Origin of the sequence: Acinetobacter gerneri DSM 14967 = CIP 107464 = MTCC 9824 (assembly GCF_000368565.1) — a bacterium.
GTDB lineage: Bacteria > Pseudomonadota > Gammaproteobacteria > Pseudomonadales > Moraxellaceae > Acinetobacter > Acinetobacter gerneri.
Genome location: NZ_KB849549.1, coordinates 17994 through 36724 on the forward strand (window position 1 = coordinate 17994; position 18731 = coordinate 36724).

16 protein-coding genes and 4 tRNA genes are annotated in these 18731 nt (G+C 37.6%); 7 read left to right on the forward strand and 13 right to left on the reverse strand.

Annotated features, from left to right (window positions below):
• Window positions 1–47 precede the first annotated feature (47 nt).
• Both F960_RS18005 and F960_RS18010 read left to right on the forward strand, forming a co-directional pair.
• The gene (locus tag F960_RS18005; RefSeq protein ID WP_020846970.1) at window positions 48–458 is read left to right on the forward strand and encodes an NUDIX hydrolase; all 411 of its coding nucleotides are present in this window, start codon (window positions 48–50) and stop codon (window positions 456–458) included.
• Between the two features lie 197 nt (window positions 459–655).
• Complete coding sequence (locus tag F960_RS18010) at window positions 656–1006, forward strand: hypothetical protein (RefSeq protein WP_004869417.1); 351 nt, start codon at window positions 656–658, stop codon at window positions 1004–1006.
• A gap of 112 nt (window positions 1007–1118) precedes the next feature.
• On the opposite strand, the gene wrbA is transcribed toward F960_RS18010, so the two are convergent.
• Window positions 1119–1712 (reverse strand): NAD(P)H:quinone oxidoreductase, encoded by a 594-nt coding sequence (wrbA, locus tag F960_RS18015; RefSeq protein WP_004869420.1) that lies wholly within the window; start codon window positions 1710–1712, stop codon window positions 1119–1121.
• A gap of 113 nt (window positions 1713–1825) precedes the next feature.
• Here wrbA and F960_RS18020 point away from each other — a divergent pair, with 113 nt between their 5' ends.
• Window positions 1826–3073, forward strand: a complete 1248-nt coding sequence (locus F960_RS18020) for a YihY family inner membrane protein (protein WP_004869423.1) — start codon at window positions 1826–1828, stop codon at window positions 3071–3073.
• A 537-nt stretch (window positions 3074–3610) separates the two neighbouring features.
• On the opposite strand, the gene yddG is transcribed toward F960_RS18020, so the two are convergent.
• Window positions 3611–4498 carry an aromatic amino acid DMT transporter YddG gene (gene yddG, locus F960_RS18025; protein WP_004869424.1) on the reverse strand — a complete coding sequence of 296 codons (888 nt, stop codon included), beginning with the start codon at window positions 4496–4498 and terminating at the stop codon, window positions 3611–3613.
• Window positions 4479–5411, reverse strand: a complete 933-nt coding sequence (locus F960_RS18030; protein WP_004869427.1) for a DMT family transporter — start codon at window positions 5409–5411, stop codon at window positions 4479–4481. Before F960_RS18030 ends, yddG begins: the two co-directional genes overlap by 20 nt.
• A 124-nt stretch (window positions 5412–5535) precedes the next feature.
• Between F960_RS18030 and F960_RS18035 the strand changes: the two genes are divergently transcribed.
• The gene (locus tag F960_RS18035; RefSeq protein WP_004869428.1) at window positions 5536–6333 is read left to right on the forward strand and encodes an AraC family transcriptional regulator; all 798 of its coding nucleotides are present in this window, start codon (window positions 5536–5538) and stop codon (window positions 6331–6333) included.
• Between the two features lie 55 nt (window positions 6334–6388).
• Here F960_RS18035 and F960_RS18040 read toward each other — a convergent pair whose 3' ends face one another.
• From F960_RS18040 to F960_RS18050, 3 genes are all read right to left on the reverse strand, one after another.
• Complete coding sequence (locus F960_RS18040) at window positions 6389–7750, reverse strand: trimethylamine monooxygenase (RefSeq protein ID WP_004869431.1); 1362 nt, start codon at window positions 7748–7750, stop codon at window positions 6389–6391.
• Window positions 7751–8180: 430 nt separating this feature from the next.
• A complete protein-coding gene (locus F960_RS18045; RefSeq protein ID WP_154650782.1) occupies window positions 8181–8843 on the reverse strand; it encodes a fumarylacetoacetate hydrolase family protein in 663 nt (220 codons plus the stop codon).
• A gap of 69 nt (window positions 8844–8912) precedes the next feature.
• Window positions 8913–9413 (reverse strand): YcxB family protein, encoded by a 501-nt coding sequence (locus F960_RS18050; RefSeq protein ID WP_004869441.1) that lies wholly within the window; start codon window positions 9411–9413, stop codon window positions 8913–8915.
• Window positions 9414–9591: 178 nt separating this feature from the next.
• On the opposite strand from F960_RS18050, the gene F960_RS18055 reads away from it, so the two are divergent.
• The gene (locus F960_RS18055; RefSeq protein WP_004869443.1) at window positions 9592–10893 is read left to right on the forward strand and encodes a hypothetical protein; all 1302 of its coding nucleotides are present in this window, start codon (window positions 9592–9594) and stop codon (window positions 10891–10893) included.
• A 23-nt stretch (window positions 10894–10916) separates the two neighbouring features.
• Here the strand turns inward: F960_RS18055 and F960_RS18060 are convergent, their stop codons facing one another.
• Together F960_RS18060 and F960_RS18065 are read right to left on the reverse strand one after the other, a co-directional pair.
• Window positions 10917–11687, reverse strand: a complete 771-nt coding sequence (locus tag F960_RS18060; RefSeq protein WP_004869445.1) for a YidX family protein — start codon at window positions 11685–11687, stop codon at window positions 10917–10919.
• A 137-nt stretch (window positions 11688–11824) separates the two neighbouring features.
• Window positions 11825–11901, reverse strand: a tRNA-Arg gene (locus F960_RS18065).
• Window positions 11902–12267: 366 nt separating this feature from the next.
• Between F960_RS18065 and F960_RS18070 the strand changes: the two genes are divergently transcribed.
• Window positions 12268–13200 carry an IS5-like element ISAha3 family transposase gene (locus tag F960_RS18070; protein WP_004812228.1) on the forward strand — a complete coding sequence of 311 codons (933 nt, stop codon included), beginning with the start codon at window positions 12268–12270 and terminating at the stop codon, window positions 13198–13200.
• Between the two features lie 262 nt (window positions 13201–13462).
• Here the strand turns inward: F960_RS18070 and F960_RS18075 are convergent, their stop codons facing one another.
• The 5 genes from F960_RS18075 to F960_RS18095 form a co-directional block, all read right to left on the reverse strand.
• A complete protein-coding gene (locus tag F960_RS18075; RefSeq protein WP_004869446.1) occupies window positions 13463–14119 on the reverse strand; it encodes a hypothetical protein in 657 nt (218 codons plus the stop codon).
• Window positions 14116–15156, reverse strand: a complete 1041-nt coding sequence (locus F960_RS22770) for a PAAR domain-containing protein (RefSeq protein WP_004869448.1) — start codon at window positions 15154–15156, stop codon at window positions 14116–14118. The genes F960_RS18075 and F960_RS22770 overlap by 4 nt, the downstream gene beginning before the upstream one ends.
• Window positions 15157–15416: 260 nt before the next feature.
• Window positions 15417–15493 (reverse strand) — tRNA-Arg (locus F960_RS18085).
• Between the two features lie 52 nt (window positions 15494–15545).
• Window positions 15546–15622: transfer RNA gene (locus F960_RS18090), tRNA-Arg, on the reverse strand.
• Window positions 15623–15637: 15 nt separating this feature from the next.
• Window positions 15638–15727: transfer RNA gene (locus F960_RS18095), tRNA-Ser, on the reverse strand.
• Between the two features lie 267 nt (window positions 15728–15994).
• On the opposite strand from F960_RS18095, the gene rnr reads away from it, so the two are divergent.
• Window positions 15995–18418: a ribonuclease R gene (gene rnr / locus F960_RS18100; RefSeq protein WP_004869449.1), complete on the forward strand. Its 2424-nt coding sequence runs from the start codon at window positions 15995–15997 to the stop codon at window positions 18416–18418.
• The last annotated feature ends 313 nt before the right edge of the window (window positions 18419–18731 follow it).

Here is an 18731-nt window from a genome sequence, read left to right on the forward strand (position 1 = left end):
AAATAGACTATATTCAAATTTAAAATCAGCTAGCAATGACATTTAAAATGGAAAAAGTTGTTCCTGTTCTTCTGCGCCAAACCCATCATGAAAAGCAAATTCTTGTTTTTCGTCATCCTCTTGCTGGCGTACAAATCGTAAAAGGTACGGTTGAAGAACATGAAACTTTAGAAAACGCGGCTTTACGTGAATTAGCTGAAGAATCTGGTATCAAAGATGCGCACATCCAAACTCATTTAGGCATATTTATTCCAAGTGAAATAGGCCCACATTGGCATGTATTTTTATGTGAAACGGAAAGCGAATTAGCGGATCATTGGAATCACTTTTGTCAGGATGACGGAGGGTTAAATTTTGATTTTTTTTGGTATCCACTCAATCAACAACCAACATCCGAATGGCACCAGCTTTTTGTTGAATTATTCCAATATATCCAAAAGCAATTGCAAATCAAATGACAAGCTTCTTCATCAATCCTTCACAATTAAGCTAAACTGCATTAAATATTTACAAGTCAAAGCTATATTTATAATGAGACTCAGCTAGAATCAAGCCAAATTGTCACAACTTTGTCATGTAAATGACTAGAAAAAGACGAGGTCGAATCTGGTCTTATTCTAGGTAAATTGAAGAACAAAATAGAATGGAAATCATTATGCAATGTCCAAAATGTGGATCAACTGATGTGATTAAACGTGATCATGCAGATCAAACTTTAAATAAAGTAGGTGGGGTTTTACTCAGCTCGGCAGGTGCAACGGCAGGTACGGTTGGTGGAGCAGCATCTGGTGCATCTATCGGTGCAGCAATTGGTACTGTAGCAGGTCCATTGGGCGTGATTGTCGGTGGGACGATTGGTACATTTGTCGGCGCAATCGGTGTCGGGATTACGGGCGGTGTCCTCGGTCATAGATTTGGTAAAAAAGCGGGTGGTGTGGTAGATAAAAATGTCTTTTACGACTACCAATGTCAAAACTGCAAACATCGTTTTAATGAAACAAAATAAGCGTTTTTAGCGTATTCAACATTTCACCAATGTGATATTTCAAAGACCAAAAAGTTAGCCTATTGAGCTAACTTTTTGTTTAGATCTGTACCATAAAATCCGTCAACGGATCTTAAGCTTGCAGTTTTTTTACTACTTCACCTAGATGCTTACCTTGTTCCGCACACAAGGCTTTTTCATCTTGCGAAAGGTTTTGGTCATGGCGTGGACCACTGACATGACTTGCACCATACGGCGTTCCACCTGTTTTAGTATTGGATAATGCTGGATGAGCATTGTTCAAGCCCATGATCATCATGCCATGATGAAATAATGGTGGAAGCATCGTCAACAAAGTACTTTCCTGCCCACCATGCATCGAACCAGAAGTGGTAAATACGCAAGCAGGTTTACCATGCAAAGCACCATTTAGCCAAAGACTGGTGGTCTGATCCCAAAAATATTTCATTTCTGAAGCCATATTGCCGAAACGTGTCGGTGAACCAAGCGCTAAACCCGCACAATTTGCCAAATCATCCAAACTACAATAAATATCCCCTTCTTCTGGAATACTTGCTTCAGCTTCTTTCACGACTGTCGATATATTGGGCACAGTACGAATTTTTGCTGTCACACCTGCCGCCTCAATACCATCGGCAATTAGGTGCGCCATCTCTTTGGTTGCGCCATTTTTACTATAATAAAGAACAAGAATATAAGGTTGCATCGTGCTTAGATTCAAATTAAAAAGAAAACTATACGGTATTTTGCCCAGTTTTTGGTTAAGCTAAGTGTTGAAAATGTAGAAAGATGATTAAAAATAACTGAGTTTGCCTCTATATGATGATGGAATTACTAAAAAAATTGCCCTTCTTCGATAAAACATGGTTCCAGTTTATCTTGTTTGTGCTTAAACGCTTCGAAGCAGATCGTTGTCGAGATCAAGCGGCTTCCTTAACCTATACCACACTGTTTGCAGTCGTTCCGATGCTGACGGTTTTTTTGGTGATTATCTCATCCATTAAAGCCCTAGAGCCTGCTCGGCAACAATTGCAGCAAATGATCTATAGCAATTTTTTACCAAAAACCAGTATCGCCTTTGATAAAGCTTTCAGTGCTTTTACTGAAAATTCGAGTAACCTAACCATTATCGGGGTGCTGTTTCTATTCATTACTACGGTCATGATGCTAACCAGTATCGAAACCGTTTTTAATCGCATCTGGCGAATCGAAGAAACCCGTAATGGCATCATTGGCTTTATGCGTTATTGGACCATTATTTCATTAGGTCCGATCCTACTCGGTAGTGCTTTTGCCATTTCTTCTACGATGGCATCCATGACCTTACTCAGCAAAAATTTTGCCGGTTATGAACTCGATGGTGCTTTTGTACTGTCATTAATTTCCTTTGCACTCACGGCTTTGGGCTTTTTTATTCTGTATTGGACCATTCCAAATCGCTCCATCCCAGTCAAATCAGCAGCAATTGCAGGTGTTTTCGGTGCGATCACCTTTACATTACTGAAAAATTTATTTGGTTTTGTCATGACCAATTTCACCAGTTATACCCTGATCTATGGTGCTTTTGCCGCTGTGCCAATTTTCCTACTCTGGATCTTTTTGTCATGGAATATCGTTCTGCTTGGTGTAGAAATTAGTTTTGCACTGACTGCATTTCACACAGGTAAAATTCAGACACGCCATCCTGTCTTGATGATTTTAGATATTTTAGAGTTATTTTATAAAAAACAAAAAGTTGGTGGAACAGTTACAGATAGTGAAGCACTTGATATTTTAGGTCGAGGAGAAATCGGACGCTGGCCTGCTTATGTATTGATGCTTGAAAAACAAAACCTGATTACACGTACTGAAAATAACGAATATGTTTTAGTTCGCAATCTGGATACTGTTGATTTTTGGTCATTTTATAAAAAACTACCTTATCCGTTGCCACGTCGTGATGATGTAAACAATATTCATCCTGATGATCTATGGATGGAAAAAATTGGTCCTATGCTCAATGATGCCGATGACTTTCTAGCGGCTAAATTATCCGTTCCGCTATCTACGGTTTTTGAAGAAAAATAAAATTATGTGATTCTTTAAATTCTCCCCCAACCCTCCTTTAAAAAGGAGGGAGCTTTATTCACTAGAAATATTTTTTTTACAGGCAATTCCCCCTCTTTCTCAAAGATGAGCTAAAGGAGATTCTTTAAATCTTCCCCAACCCTCATTTAAAAAGGAGGGAGCTTCATTCACTAAAATATTTTTTTTACAGTCCATTCCCTCTCTTTTTCAAAAAAGAGCTAGAGGAGATTTTTTTATCCTCCCTGACCCTCCTTAAAAAGGAGGGAATTTTATGGACTAAGATTTTTTTATTTACAGTCAATTCCCCTCTTTCTCAAAGAGGAGCTAGAGGAGATTCTTTCAATCCTCCCTGACCCTCCTTAAAAAGGAGGGAACTTCATTCACTAGAAATATTTTTATTTACAGGCAATTCCCCTCTTTCTCAAAGAGGGGTTAGGGGAGATTTCTTCAATCCTCCCCAGCCCTCCTTTAAAAAGGAGGGAGCTTTCTGACTAAGAGATTTTTAGATATGAAGAATCATTTTGCTTAGCGCAAAATTCACCCCTTCGGTGAAGTACTTTTCCAGCAAATCAATGCCCCGATACTTACCAATATCGTACCTATCCAAAATGCCAAATCAGGTCGAGTCCCCAAGATCACCATCGACATAAATGAAGACAAAATCGGCATAAAATAAGTCGCCAATATCAATAACTGAATATTGCCAAATTGCAAACTTTGATTCCATTGACTATAAGCAATTCCCACCAAACTGCCCGTAATCGCAATCAAAATCCAAAGATTAAAACTTGGCAATATAAAAACTTCATCGGAAATAAAGTGGATACACCACAAACTCAAAGCGGTCACCACAAAAAATACTGGAACTGCATTATGACCTTCAGCATATTTTTTAGTGAAAACGCTATAGCAAGGCCAAAGTAAGGCACCGATAAAGGCAAAAGCATAAGCCAAGGGATTTTCTTGTAAAATGAGCAATAACCGATACAGGTCAAATAGTTGTGGATTGACAACCATCATTAGTCCGAACAGCGCAATAATAAAACCCAAAATCACAGGAAGTTTATAATTTAATTGACCTGCAAAGATAGAAAATACAATCGTCAACGGCGGCCACAAATAATTGATCATGGCAATAATCAACACTTGTTCACGATTTTGCGATAACGCCACAGAACTTAAAAATAAGATCTCATATAAAACAAAAAGTGCCCCACATCCCCACAAATACGTTTTTGGCATCAGTTTTAATTTGGGCAAGCCATTGAGCACTAAGATACAGATTGCACTAAAACTATAAATTAATGCCACACCCAAAATTGGACTGAGGGATTCGGTGATCAGTTTGACCACGGCGACCAAACTCGCCCAAATAAAAATAGATGAAAAACCAAGTAATGTTGCTTTATTTAATGGGTGCAGCATGAGAAATCTTTTTTCTAATCCACTGGTGTAAGCTCACAATCATAACCCCAAGCATCACCATCAATGTACCAAAGATAAAATTTTGTTCGATTTTTTCATTGAGCAAAATCACACTAAATACGATACCGAAAATAGGCGTTAGAAATGAAAATACTCCTAACTGTGAAGCTAAATAATTGCGTAACAACCAGAACCAAATCATCAAACTTGCAAACGACATGAGCAAACTATGAAATACTAAACTTCCGATTGCGATTGGAGTCCAGTGAATAGTGGCTTGACCTGAGGCAAAAGCAATAATCAAAAGGAAAATAAAACCACCTAGCAACTGATAAAACAAAGTTTGTGTCGCAGGTACATCACTCAAGCGTGTTAAACGTAAGGTAATCGTGGTCAATGCCCACGAAATCCCAGCCAATAATGCAAAAAAATCACCGAGCAACATATTGGAAGACATACTTTCAGTGGCATTGTCTTTACCCAAAAATGTAAAAACTATGCCTAAAAATGCGGTAAAAATCCCAATCCATTGGATCGAATTTAAACGCTCAGCAGGCAATTTCCAATGCAAGCCTAGTGCTACAAAAATTGGCGCAGTGTAAAGCAATACCACTGTATGAGATGCGCTAGTCAAGCGAAGTGCTTCTGCTACCAGTACAAATTCAAGTGAAAATAATAAAGCGACCAAGAAACCAGGGACTAGAAATTGTTTTGAAAACAACTTTGTTCCCGGTAAAACTTTAACCAAAGGATAAACCAACAAAAGCGAAATGCCTGAACGCAATGCAATTTGCATCACAGGAGAAATATCGGCTGCCGCCATCTTGAGAACAATCTGTTGCAAGCCCCAGATCATACAGATGCCGACCATCAAAAGAGATGCTTTATTGTCCAGCGCTTTACGTTCGCCCATGGTACTTGCCTTATCCACCACAATCAGTGCAATATAATCCTGTCAAATATAAAAGATATACTTTAAAACGGACAATGTATCGCATTTTTCAGGCAAGTTTTACTTGAAAAGGAATTTAAACCAAGTGAAAAAAAATCAAAGATCGAGTTTGGATTACCAACATATTGCCACTTATGATGAAATTCCCGAACCGCTTTGGTTTCGTGTATCTGATGCACCTGCAGAATCTATTTATCCTCAACATGCGCATGCTTGGGGCGAATTTATCTTTGCATTTAATGGCGTGCTCGAAGTCAACATCGAACAGATCAACTATCTAACCCCGCCACCTTATGGCTTGTGGCTTCCACCCAATATCAAACATAGTGGATTGAACCGTACTCAAGTCACACATTGCACCTTATATGTGCATGAGGATTTATGTCAAAACTTACCTCAGCATGTTGGTATTTTAATGACAACGCCATTGGTTCCTGCCATTTTGGAACATTTACGACAGCATCCGATGCAAGATAGTGATCCAGAATTTAAAAGATTAATACAAGTTCTTTTGGATTTATTGCATCATTCTGAGGTTTTGGGAAGCTATCTGCCTTCAAGTAAGCATCCGAGACTCACCAAAATTTTAGATTATTTATATTTATATCCTGCCGACAACACGCCACTTAAAGATTTGGCTGTGCAAATGAATATGACAGAGCGAACATTGGCACGTTATAGTCAAAAAGAGCTTGGAATGTCACTCAATGAATGGCGGCAGCGTTTAAAAGTCATGAATGCGATGTCGATGCTAAGTACTGAAAAAACCGTTGAAAATATCGCTTTAGATCTGGGCTATGCCAATTCATCTGCTTTTATCAGTATGTTTAAGCGCTGGATGAATATGACCCCTGAACAATTTAGAAAAATGTATCGGACATAAAAAAGATCTGATGACTCAGATCTTTTTTATGTGCTTCTATTAGAAAATCAAAAAATCACATCGCCTCTTGTTCGTGATTTTCATTTTCCAGATAGCTTTCAATAGAATCATCAAGGGCATATAGCCACGGCGTATGGTGTTGTTTTGACATTTTACCGGTCATCACTGAACGATAAACTTTGTCTCTAAAGCCCATAATGTTTTCTTTTTTATGCTTTTTCCATTGCATAAATACTTCATTTACAGCATCAATATTGAAGCTTGGATAGTCGGTCTGAGCAATCAATTGTTTGACGTATTCGCCTTGGAATTTCACCATTTGTTCAGAATTTTTCAAGCTTTGTTCTCGCTTGATCCATTGTGCTGTATGTGAAGTCATTTCATCTTGCTGAGGCAGTGCGATTTTCCCCATGACGATGTCACGGACATACCATGCTTGGGCATCAAACATATTGAAGGTATACCACTGATCCTGCATTCCCAAATAAAAGAGTTGAGGATTTTTCTGCCACACCACACCTTGATATAAACCATCTGGATATAGGCAATTGTGCGTTTCTAAACGCAAATCTTCTGCCATATATGGGAAATGGTGCAAATAACCTGTACATAAAATAATGGCATCTACTTTTGCGGAAGTACCATCGGCAAAATAAGCGCTATTTTCATCTACATGCAGTAATTGCTTTTTTTCCGTCCAGTTTTTAGGCCATTTATAACCCATTGGCTGACTGCGATAACAGCTATAAATCTGTTTTGCACCATATTTATAGCATTGAGATCCGACATCTTCTGCCGAATAACTACTGCCTACAATGAGAATCGTTTTATTTTTAAATTCAACGGCATCACGAAAATCATGAGCATGCAGGATTCGACCATTGAAAATATTGAATCCTTCATATTCTGGTACTCTAGGCGTAGAAAAATGCCCTGAGGCAACGATGACGTAATCAAATTGTTCAGCATAGGTTTCATTTTTTTGATGATCATCTACTGTGACAGTAAACATTCTATCTTGCTGATCAAATTCGACATTTTTGACTGCGCTGTTAAATCGTACTTGATGCTTAACTCCTGCTTTGTCAGCACGACCTTTAATATAATCCCAGAGCACTGCACGTGGTGGATAAGAAGCGATAGGCTTTTTAAAATGTTCATCAAAAGTATAATCAGCGAACTCGAGCGCTTCTTTTGGGCCATTTGACCAGAGGTAGCGATACATGCTGCCGTGAACTGGTTCTCCATTTTGATCCATACCTGTACGCCAAGTATAGTTCCATAGTCCGCCCCAATCGTTTTGTTTTTCAAAACATACAATTTCTGGAACTGATTGACCTTTGGCCTTTGCCGATTGAAATGCTCTTAATTGAGCCATGCCACTTGGACCAGCTCCGATAATTGCAATTCGAGTCATTGCTATCTCCATTAGTTTTTGAGTTCTGTGAAAAGCTCCTAATAACGACGAGTCCGCTAGAATGAAAATTCTAAAAAGAATCATCTTTGATATGAAAAATACGATAAAAAATAGAACTAATCCTTGGACAAACATCATCTTTCAAATTAGGAAACTTATAAAATACTGTGAGCAATAAGAGAACAAAGAATGTTGCTGACACAACAATAAATCTCTAAAAATGAGAAAACTCACAGCGAAGAAACCACACAATATCACAAAAATTCATAAATAATACACAATTCAATCACTTTTACTTATAATATTTGGTTACAATTTTAATTGATATTGAAATAATCATGAAAATTATCATATTGTTATTTATATCACCTAATAAAAAACGGATTGAACCATGCAATTCAATCCGTTTCTCAGCTGTAAAATAGGCAGCCTATTTCACAAAAGTTTTCCATTCAAAATCTTGGCTTTGACCATGCAAAGTCAGTGTCAATTGATCACCTGCCAACAATGGACCAACACCTGCAGGTGTACCTGTCATCACTACATCACCTGGCTCTAAAGTGAAGACTTTGCTGATATCAGTCAAAAGATAAGCAATGCTAAATAACAACAGCGCTGTATCACCTTTCTGACGAAGCTGATCATTTACCTTAAATTCAAAGCAAAGATTTTCCCAATCTTTTACTTCATCAGTCGAAACCCAATCACCAAGTACACAAGCACCATCAAATGCTTTAGAACGTTCCCAAGGTTGACCTTTTTTCTTCAGCTCGTCTTGTAGATTACGTAAAGTTAAATCTAAGCCTAATGTCACAGCACCAATCGCTTGTAATGCTTTAACAGGATCAGTTTCTGCTTTTAATGTTTGGTCAATACGTAAAGTCACTTCACATTCATGATGCAAACTGCCCAAGTCTTTATTCCAATCAATACCGTCTTGCATCAAACTCAAACTGCTTGGTGGCTTAATAAAGAGGACTGGACGATCTGGAATCGCATTACCTAATTCTTTTGCATGCTCTGCATAACTACGACCGACGCAGACAATTTTTGATGGACGTGTGCTCATTATCTTCCCTTTTTGATTGACCATGTTTGGCTGTGCTAGATTTGACGATCTTAATTTGATGATCTTAGTTAGATCATCTTAGTTCAGCAAACGTTACTTTTTAAATGTATTTTCAAACAAACTTTGTTCAGTTGTAGATTGAAATGCACGTTTAGGCACGATAATCACAGTACGATTATTCAATTCGATCATATAAGTCAATTTGCCTACAGCAAAGTTTTTGACGTCATGATATTGAAAGCCTTTTTTTGGGCGACCACTGCTAAAGAGTTCAGCATGATCTTGGTACAATTCTATACCTTGTTCACTCTGACCAAATTGATATTTTACAAATTGACGCTTAAACATCATCGGAAGAAACCAATAGCGCATCAAGGCTTGTAAAATCAGAAAAAATAGTCCTAGAGCAACATAATATTTACCCATTCCAGCAAAACCGAGATAAAAACCCCAAATCACGATTCCGATACTGACCAAAGGGGTCAAAAAACGACTGAGCTGTTTTTTGCCAAATGTCGCAAGTGCAAAACCATCTTGCGACTCCTCCAAATTCATATAATAACGTAGAGATAATGCAGGCTTATTGTCTGACATAACGCGATCAACACATTTATTTTAAGATGCCAAGATATTACACCAGTTTGCTATCTCGCGACGTATTCTTTGATGTTTTATCGCTTTTTACAGAATCATCATGGTTTTCCCAAAGCAAGCCGTTTAGAAATATCAACATCGCTTCATCAATCACAAATAAAAATCAAAAGGAATTGTGATGAAACAAACTAGTGTAAATCTTTCTCTCACCTTGATATTTCTATTTCTGCCAAAGCTCAGTCATGCACAAATGATTGCTTGGACAGATGATATTCCAAGTGCGTTAAAGCCCTTTCAAAATAATGCTCAAGCACTGGCAAATATCGCCCAAGACAACATCGTCGTATATGGACACGCTGCACAAAAAACATTTATTCCAACCCTAAAAACCAATCCAAATCCTGTAGTTCATTTTAACTCAGCCGCGATCGTCGTCCCTGTAAGCACCCAAGAGGTTGCCAAAACGTTAGCTGATTACTCACATTATGTGGGCTTATTTCCAACCTTAAAATCTGCCAAAATCCAAGCACAGGCAGGCAGTATTAGCCAAGTCAAATATAAAGTTTCCATCCCAACCCCGATTCCTGTGCTCAATTTTAATGAAGATGTCACCATTCAACATCAGCTCGGTCAAAATAGTCTGTCCAGTTTGGTTATTGATTCACCTATTCCCTATGCAGTTGGAAAATTCGAATGGTTTAGCTTAGGCGAGAAAAAAACCTTGATCACGCTGACACAATGGGGAGATTTAGATCAACCACAAGGCTTCCTCATCAGTCGGATTTTAAAAGCCATTCCAGAGGCAAAACTTGGGATACCGAGTGGGAGCAATGCTTTTGTTTTAGAGTCATTAAAAAGACGTTTTGTACCCAATAAATTGATTAATCTTGCACCGGGTCAATTTCCAAGTACAAATTTAAATAATGCCCAATTACAACAAGTGGTCAATATAACCAAAACCTCAGGTCAACCCTTTAGTCTTATACTCACTCAAACCACAGTTCCCTATACGCATGGTCGTGAAGCCATGCGTTTTAGTACCACTTATCAATACTATCCAGTCGCTGCAGCACAACTACAAAAATGGCTAAAACCAAATGCATATCAAAGTTTATTTCCAAGGCAAATCAAAAAAACCACGCTTGGTCCTTTGAGTAATGCAGGGCAAGACAGTGCTTTTAAAGTCAGTGTCGGCTTGGGTGTGATCAGTATTCCTTTTGATTTTAATATGCATTTCAATTATCCAAATCCCAACGAAAATAATTTTGCCGCAAATGGTGGCGATCTAAGATATGTCAAAGGTCAAACCACTCTGCAAAGTATGTCTTCTGGAACACTCATGAAAATGACCACTGCCATGAAAATAGATGAAACAGCCCCATTCCTTTTACGGGCGATGCGTAGCCTGCCTTATCACGACATGCTACCTGCGATTGGAGCGAATACTGTTTTTATGCAAAAAATTAGAATGCTAAAATAAAAGTTCATGTAATGCATTTAAAATTAATGAGTCGCTAGATGAGCAACCCCAAATTTAATCAAAATAATAGGAATAAGAACAACATCAGTGACGAGCGCAAAAGGTGTTAATGCGACTTTTTTTAACAGTACTTTATAATTGACTCCGTCTACACGTTGAGCAGGTTGATATATTTCTATCCAATATTGACGGCCGAAATTCTGATAATCGAGAGACTTCATTTGTTGATTTAAACCAACAACTTCACCTTCTAAATCTATGGATTTAGAATACAAATCGATTGTTTCTCCTGTAGCTAACTTCACTTTTGTTAGGCTTGCCCCTAGACGCTTCAACTCTGCTACGACATCGGCATCAGGATGTTCATTTTGGTAGAAAAATTCAATTGTGCCCCTAAAATTTAAATTCTGTTTTTGTTTATTTTCTGGTTCTATCAAAAATAATTTTAAGGACTCATACATGTTTTGATTTGATACAAGTCCCCATCCCTTCATATCTAGTTTTGAATGAATAATGTTTTGTACTTCATCACTACCTTTATCAATCTGATATGCATAGTGCTTCCCCATGATCATAAGCTTAGATGGAGTAGCTGTGGCTTGCTCTTGAAGCAAAGCAAAACCTAAAAGTTGATCTTTCTGAACCAATTTTTCTTTTTTATATTTAGGAATGGTCACACTTTCTCTATGCGAATCCCTTCTTCCGATTGGAGCATCCCAAACCATTAAAGTACAAGCATTTAAAAAAGCACAAATACAAATCACACAAACTTTTTTAAAAAAGTGATTAAACATAGACTAGCCATATATTTTTATTTATTAACTACAATTCTTTATTCTTTTCAATTTATATCAATGATTTTTGACGTTTTTTCACTTATCTTTAGGCACAAAAAAACCGCTAAAAAGCGGTAATTTTCATACTTTCAAGTTGGTGCGCTCAGAGAGATTCGAACTCCCGACCCCTTAGTTCGTAGCCAAGTGCTCTATCCAGCTGAGCTATGAGCGCGTACTTGATGGGGACGCATTATACGCCTTTTTCACTCTTTGATAAGTCCTTTTTCTTCTTTTCCGAATCAACCGCATAGATATTGGACAATTCACGTATTATATTACTAAAAAATAGGCAATTTTTTTTTAATCTTCAGATTTTTATTTATTGACTGAAATCTCAGTCAAAGTACGCATACATTGTCCACAAAAACAAAGCTTCTCCTGTGTGGTTTGTATTTTCACTTCATAAGCAAATCCAACCAATAAGCGATTACAGCCATCACAGCTTTTTAAAGTTTGATAACAAGTAAAATCGACATGCTCATATGGCTTTGTTGCACAAAGCTATTCTTGAAGGCTTCTTCAGTAATATAATTTCCAGATGAAGAAGCCTACACCTAAAATCTATCGTACAACCAATTGGTCCTCGTATAACCAAGCTTTAATCAAGCGAGGAAATATTTCAATCTGGTTTGATCCTAAGACGCAATGGTATGCACAACCACAAGGCAAGCAAGGACGAAATCAAACTTATTCCGATACAGCGATTCAATGCTGTTTAATGATCAAATCTCTATTCCGTCTTTCTTTACGTATGGTTACTGGCTTTGTTCAAAGCCTGATTAAACTCTGTGGCTTGAATTGGACAGCACCAGATTACTCCACCCTTTGTAGACGACAAAAGCATATTGATATTGCGATAAGCTATCAGAAAAGTCATGATGGGTTACACCTACTTGTCGACTCTACGGGTTTAAAGTTTTTAGGTGAAGGCGAATGGAAGCGTAAAAAACATCAGCCTGAATACCGTCGGCAATGGCGTAAACTGCATATTGGTATAGATGCTGAAACACTGCAAATACGTGCCGTTCAGCTTACTACAAATAATGTCAGTGATTCACAAGTACTAGGTGATTTACTGGATCAAATTCCACTAGATGAGCGAATAGATTCTGTCTATACCGATGGCGCGTACGACACGAAGTGCTGCAGAAAAGTGATTTCAGATCGTCAAGCACATGCAGTAATTCCACCCAGAAAGAATGCCAAGCCCTGGAAAGATTCTAAAATAAGTTCAATAGAACGAAATGAGTTACTTCAAACGGTTAAACATTTAGGCAGAACCCTATGGAAAAAATGGTCGGGTTATCACCGTCGTAGTTTGGTGGAAACCAAGATGCATTGCATCAAATTATTAGGTGATAGGCTGACGGCAAGACATTTTCAAAGTCAGGTCAATGAAATTCATGCGCGTGTGGCAGTTCTGAATAGATTTACGGAATTAGGTAGACCTCGCACCCAAGTTGTGTCTTAAATTTGAATGGATTGGGGAGAACTCAGCTTTTGAATGTTTATGCAACAAAGCCTGCTCATATATATAGTATCCATCGGTATATTTTTTCATTGTTATCAATAATATTGCCCTTTAAACCACTATTTTAGTCGATTTCCAACGATGAGGTATGTGGGTAAAATTGACAAAACGACAATATATGACGTACTGCTTACCTTCCATAAGAGAAAAATATTCATCATAGAAAAGGAATTTAGTATAAGAATTTGTTTTAAAAATAAAATTATTTATATACATAAGCATGTTTAGAGGAATAAATTATCTTTGAGTTTGCATCTTTTTTGATTTCAATAATTTGACTGATATTATGGTTATGATAAACATATTGTCGTATAAATTTGCTTGAATCCTGCATTTCATACTCTTCACTTAAAACATAATTTTCATCATCCAAGCATATGTTAATCTTTTCAATTACATCGTTTATATCATATGGAATATAAATGTTATTAGGACTTAGACCAACATCAAGGTTTAAGTTATCAAACAATCTTTGATTTTTTTCAACTTTATTTTCATTTGTAAAAATTTTACTTAAATTAAATGTATAGTCTGTAAATGCTGGATCTGTAGATAAAAATATGTTGTATTTTTCTAATTGTTTTATAGATTCATACCGTGGACATTCCCACCGAATTCGAACTTGAATATCATCTTTATCTTTTAGTTTCAAAATATTATTACAATATTTTTTATTTTTATTAAAAAGATCTTCGCAATCATTTTTTTGATCACATCGCTTAAATACATCACCTTTGTAAAAATAGTTATACGTGTTTAACTTATGTCCATCATCTGAATAGGTTGATGAGATAACGCCACAAAAAGTGGAAGTTGATAATGGCAACAGTATTGATAATAAACCGATATATTTTATCATTTTGAATTCCAGAAAATGGTGCGATTGTAAACCGCCGTAGACTTTAATCTCATTTTCCCCTTATTTTTATATCCTCCATAATTATCTGGTGCAGGTCGATGTTGAGGAGCAACAAAGCTACTGCCAACATTATTTTTCCACTTAGCGTAATGCTCATCTGAAATTGTCCACCCCATCGTATTCATATGTAATTCAAATCTCCCCGTAGATCTTCGCTTATCTGTAGCTGGAAACATAGCTTGTTCTGCTCCATCCCACATATCAGCACCATTACTATAGTCCTTGCCTTTATTTAAAACATTGATTTGTGCAGCAATCGCAAATTGCATTTTTGTATTATTTCTCGCTTCTGGTGATGTGCTTCTAAAGTTTTTAGCTTGGTCACTAGTACCGCCATATGCTTCTTTATTCTTTTGAAATACTGATGCGATCGAAAACATTTCGAATTTTAATTCATCATTTTTTGCTGATCTAAATGCTGAACTTTCGCCATAAATTATCGAAGCCTCAAATATAAATTTATTATGATTACTAATAGGTACTTTTTTTATACCTTCAAATTTTTCAGCTGATTTTTTTGAAGTACAAGTATATACATCTTGAATACTTCCTTTTCCTTTTGTGATTTCACCCTCAAAGAAACCTGTATCAACATTGTAATAAAAGCCATTTAAAAGATCCTCTTTTTCAGCAACGAGACTATTTATATTCGGATCATTAAAATAAAATACCGTCTCATCAGTACTTCCTGCGGCAATGTTAAATCCACCACCATTATCTCCAACAACTAAATTTTGATTTGGTATACAGTGGCATCCACAATCTAGTAGGGCATTGGCAAGAGCAGCAGCTTTATTATTTATGATCATATGTGGATCACATCCACTAACGATCCGCGCAATTCTTTTATGTGTTGGACATGTTGCTTGGTCACCCAAACATGCAATCGCACGACCATCAATAAGGAAAGTGTTCTGGCCAGTAACAACCTTCCCACCACCTGTAGTCGCGCAGCCTACGGTAATATATGCATGCATTTATAATTTCCCCAAAAATAAAAAAGTCTGCAATGCAGAAAAATTCTTGTAATGATGAAATAATATGCTGATTTTTAATAAAATAAAGCACAAGAACAAAAGCCATACAATCTTTATGGGTTTTATTTGAGATATTTAAAATAATTTATCTAATCTTTGTTTTAGTTGGCTATTTTTTTATATTGATCAAAATTCAAAAATTACAGACACAAAAAAACCGCTCTATAAGCGGTTGATTTACCATCCGAAGATGTTTAAGTTGGTGCGCTCAGAGAGATTCGAACTCCCGACCCCTTAGTTCGTAGCCAAGTGCTCTATCCAGCTGAGCTATGAGCGCAATACTTATGTGCCTATAAAAGGCTTCGTTACTTTTCAAATACTTATTTAGTTGGTGCGCTCAGAGAGATTCGAACTCCCGACCCCTTAGTTCGTAGCCAAGTGCTCTATCCAGCTGAGCTATGAGCGCATCATAAGTATTCGTTGGCGGTGAGAGAGGGATTCGAACCCTCGATACAGTTGCCCGTATGCATCCTTAGCAGGGATGTGGTTTCAGCCACTCACCCATCTCACCGTAACGAGCCGCCATAATACAAATTAATCCTCGGTTCGGCAAGTCAAACATTCAAAAAAATCTCAGTTTTTTGCTCAATTAAATATTTTTTAAGCGATTTTCATATATTTGTAGATTTTTTATGCGATAAAATGGCCTTTTTTTATATTGAAAAGAAAATTTATAAAAAAACGCAGTAAAAAACACATTATTGCAATCAATTACGTGCAGTCTTTGTCGGCATGACTTATGCTAATAGCATATCTTTTACATGCGTCCAAAGGCACTATGAAAAATTGGGTAGATCCTGAAGCAAAAGCAGAAGCTGAGCGTTACGACAATCCTATTCCCAGCCGTACTCTTATTTTAGAGACGATAGAACAATTAAAAGCACCTCAGTCACATGCGGACTTAGTTGAAAAGTTTGAAATTGCTGATCAAAAAAGTATAGATGCTCTCAGCCATCGTTTAAGTGCGATGGTTCGTGATGGTCAGCTGATGAAAGATGGTTTTAAATTTGATTTGATGGCAGCGCAGCCGACCCATGATGCGACTGTTTATATCAATTCAAAAGGTTTAGGCGTAGCCAGTCTAGATGGCTCGCGCGATGAGATGCTCCTACCTGAACGTGAACTGCGTTTGGTCTTTCATGGCGATCGCATTAAAGTTCAACAGACTTCTGTGGATCGTAAAGGAAAAGCTTGGGGCTATATCACTGAAGTTGTGCAGCGTCGTGTCAAACAGTTGATTGGTAAATTGGAGATCTATGATGGTGAATATTTTATTCAACCTTCAAATCCAAATGCGCATCAACCGATTACCTTAGAAAAAGAACTCATCGAACATGCCAAAGCAAATGTTGGTGAGGCTTTACGTGTAGAAATTGATGATTATCCAACACGTGAAGAGCTGGCAACCGGTCATATTATCCAGTCTATGGCGGATAAAGCGGATACTGAAATTATCATTCCGCAAACCATTTTAGAATATGGCTTGCCTTATGAGTTTCCTGAAGAAGTCATCAAAGAAGCTGAAAGCTTTAAAGAGCCAAGTGCAGCAGATCGTAAAGGTCGTATAGATTTACGTGATTTACCATTGGTCACTATTGATGGTGAAGATGCTCGTGACTTTGATGATGCTGTCTATGCAGAAAAACGTCCGGGTGGTGGTTATCGTGTCGTAGTTGCGATTGCAGATGTCAGCCATTATGTGCGTCTTGGTAAGCCTCTTGATGATGAAGCGCAAGAGCGTGGTACTTCTGTATATTTCCCACATTTTGTTTTACCAATGTTGCCAGAAGCATTGTCTAACGGCTTGTGTTCACTCAATCCAAATGTAGATCGTCTATGTATGGTTTGTGATCTCAATCTCTCTCGTGCGGGTCGTGTCACAGGTTTTGAGTTCTACCCTTCTGTGATGCATTCAAAAGCACGTTTGACTTATACTCAAGTTGCGCAATATTTTGACGGCGATAGCCAAGCCGTTCCAGAAGATCGTGAAGTTCGTAAGTCGCTCAATACTTTATTTCAAATGTATCAAGTGCTCAAAGGTCTACGCGCACAGCGTCATGCGATGGAATTTGAAACCATCGAGACTTATATGACATTTGATGAACTCGGTGGTATTGATCAAATCCTACCTCGTTCACGTAATGAAGCACATAAACTCATTGAAGAATGTATGCTTCTCGCCAACGTTGCAGCAGCAGAATATTCTCTTAAAAATGAAATTCCGATGTTGTATCGTGTGCATGAACCACCTGAGTTTTCACGTATTCAAAAAGTTCGTGATTTTGTTAAATTGCTCGGATTGAAATTCCCAGAACAACCAACTCAAGCGGACTATCAAGCTGTTATTGAAGCAACTAAAGACCGTATTGATGCGCCAAGTATTCATGCTGTATTGCTTCGTTCCATGATGCAAGCGTTTTATGGTGCAAAAAATGCAGGGCACTTTGGTTTGGCTTATGATGCTTATACGCACTTTACTTCGCCAATTCGTCGTTATCCTGATTTGCTTTTACACCGTGCAATCAAAGCCCATTTAGCTCAAAAACCTTATCCGCTTTCTGGCGCAGCGCTTGATGATGCTGGTGAACATTTCTCACAAACCGAACGTCGTGCCGATGAAGCGTCTCGCTCAGTCACCTCTTGGTTGAAATGTCATTATATGCAGCAGCATTTGGGTGAAGAGTTTGTCGGGGTCATCAGTGCCGTAACCGAATTTGGTTTATTTGTCACATTAAAAGACTTGTATGTCGATGGCATGATCCATGTTAGCCAACTTGGCGATGACTTCTTTGTTTATGATCAAGCCAGCCAGAGTTTGGTTGGTCAAAATCGTGGACAAATTTTCGGCTTGGGTGATGAAGTTAAAATCAAAGTTGCAGGGGTTAACCTCGAAGAACGTAAAATTGATTTTGAACTTTTACAACAACTTAGCCACGCTGGTCGAGTAATTCGCAGTCGAGCTCCTCGTGTTGCCAAAGCAACGACCAAAGAAGAAGTGTTTGGTAAAGCCAAGGCTCCCGAGTCCAATCTAAGTACCGATGGTGAAAAGCCTGTTCGTAAGAAAAAATCAAAGAACAAGGCAAGTTCTTATGGCAAAAAACCAGCTAAAAACGCTGCTGTAAAAGCAGAGAGCAAAGCTAAAGATAAGCCTAAGAAAAAAGTGAAAAAGAAAAAATCCAATGCTAAAACTCGTACCGAGTAATGGATCTTTCACTAAAACAGTTTGATTAAATAAAAAGCTTCTTTCGAGAAGCTTTTTATTTGGCTGTAATCTTATACCCTTCCATCACAAAGCATGATGTAACACACAGTTTTTAGGACAAGCAGTCGTTATTCGAACCAACCAATCTAAAATACAAATATAGTTGTCCTTTTATTGCTCAATATGCAAACCAATAATTTATTTGAGTAATAGATTTGTTATGAATAGATAATTAATTGCTAATTTAAAATAAATTCTCTTGATTTTTAACATAAATGTCCACACATTGATCTTAATCTTAGAATTTTTGGCA

What these genes read in the sequence shown, in the direction of transcription:
- F960_RS18005 (WP_020846970.1), top strand. Translation starts at nt 48, where the DNA reads ATGGAAAAAGTTGTTCCTGTTCTTCTGCGCCAAACCCATCATGAAAAG.
- F960_RS18010 (WP_004869417.1), top strand. Translation starts at nt 656, where the DNA reads ATGCAATGTCCAAAATGTGGATCAACTGATGTGATTAAACGTGATCAT.
- wrbA (WP_004869420.1), bottom strand. Translation starts at nt 1,712, where the DNA reads ATGCAACCTTATATTCTTGTTCTTTATTATAGTAAAAATGGCGCAACC.
- F960_RS18020 (WP_004869423.1), top strand. Translation starts at nt 1,826, where the DNA reads ATGATGATGGAATTACTAAAAAAATTGCCCTTCTTCGATAAAACATGG.
- yddG (WP_004869424.1), bottom strand. Translation starts at nt 4,498, where the DNA reads ATGCTGCACCCATTAAATAAAGCAACATTACTTGGTTTTTCATCTATT.
- F960_RS18030 (WP_004869427.1), bottom strand. Translation starts at nt 5,411, where the DNA reads ATGGGCGAACGTAAAGCGCTGGACAATAAAGCATCTCTTTTGATGGTC.
- F960_RS18040 (WP_004869431.1), bottom strand. Translation starts at nt 7,750, where the DNA reads ATGACTCGAATTGCAATTATCGGAGCTGGTCCAAGTGGCATGGCTCAA.
- F960_RS18045 (WP_154650782.1), bottom strand. Translation starts at nt 8,843, where the DNA reads ATGGTCAATCAAAAAGGGAAGATAATGAGCACACGTCCATCAAAAATT.
- F960_RS18050 (WP_004869441.1), bottom strand. Translation starts at nt 9,413, where the DNA reads ATGTCAGACAATAAGCCTGCATTATCTCTACGTTATTATATGAATTTG.
- F960_RS18055 (WP_004869443.1), top strand. Translation starts at nt 9,592, where the DNA reads ATGAAACAAACTAGTGTAAATCTTTCTCTCACCTTGATATTTCTATTT.
- F960_RS18060 (WP_004869445.1), bottom strand. Translation starts at nt 11,687, where the DNA reads ATGTTTAATCACTTTTTTAAAAAAGTTTGTGTGATTTGTATTTGTGCT.
- F960_RS18070 (WP_004812228.1), top strand. Translation starts at nt 12,268, where the DNA reads ATGAAGAAGCCTACACCTAAAATCTATCGTACAACCAATTGGTCCTCG.
- F960_RS18075 (WP_004869446.1), bottom strand. Translation starts at nt 14,119, where the DNA reads ATGATAAAATATATCGGTTTATTATCAATACTGTTGCCATTATCAACT.
- F960_RS22770 (WP_004869448.1), bottom strand. Translation starts at nt 15,156, where the DNA reads ATGCATGCATATATTACCGTAGGCTGCGCGACTACAGGTGGTGGGAAG.
- rnr (WP_004869449.1), top strand. Translation starts at nt 15,995, where the DNA reads ATGAAAAATTGGGTAGATCCTGAAGCAAAAGCAGAAGCTGAGCGTTAC.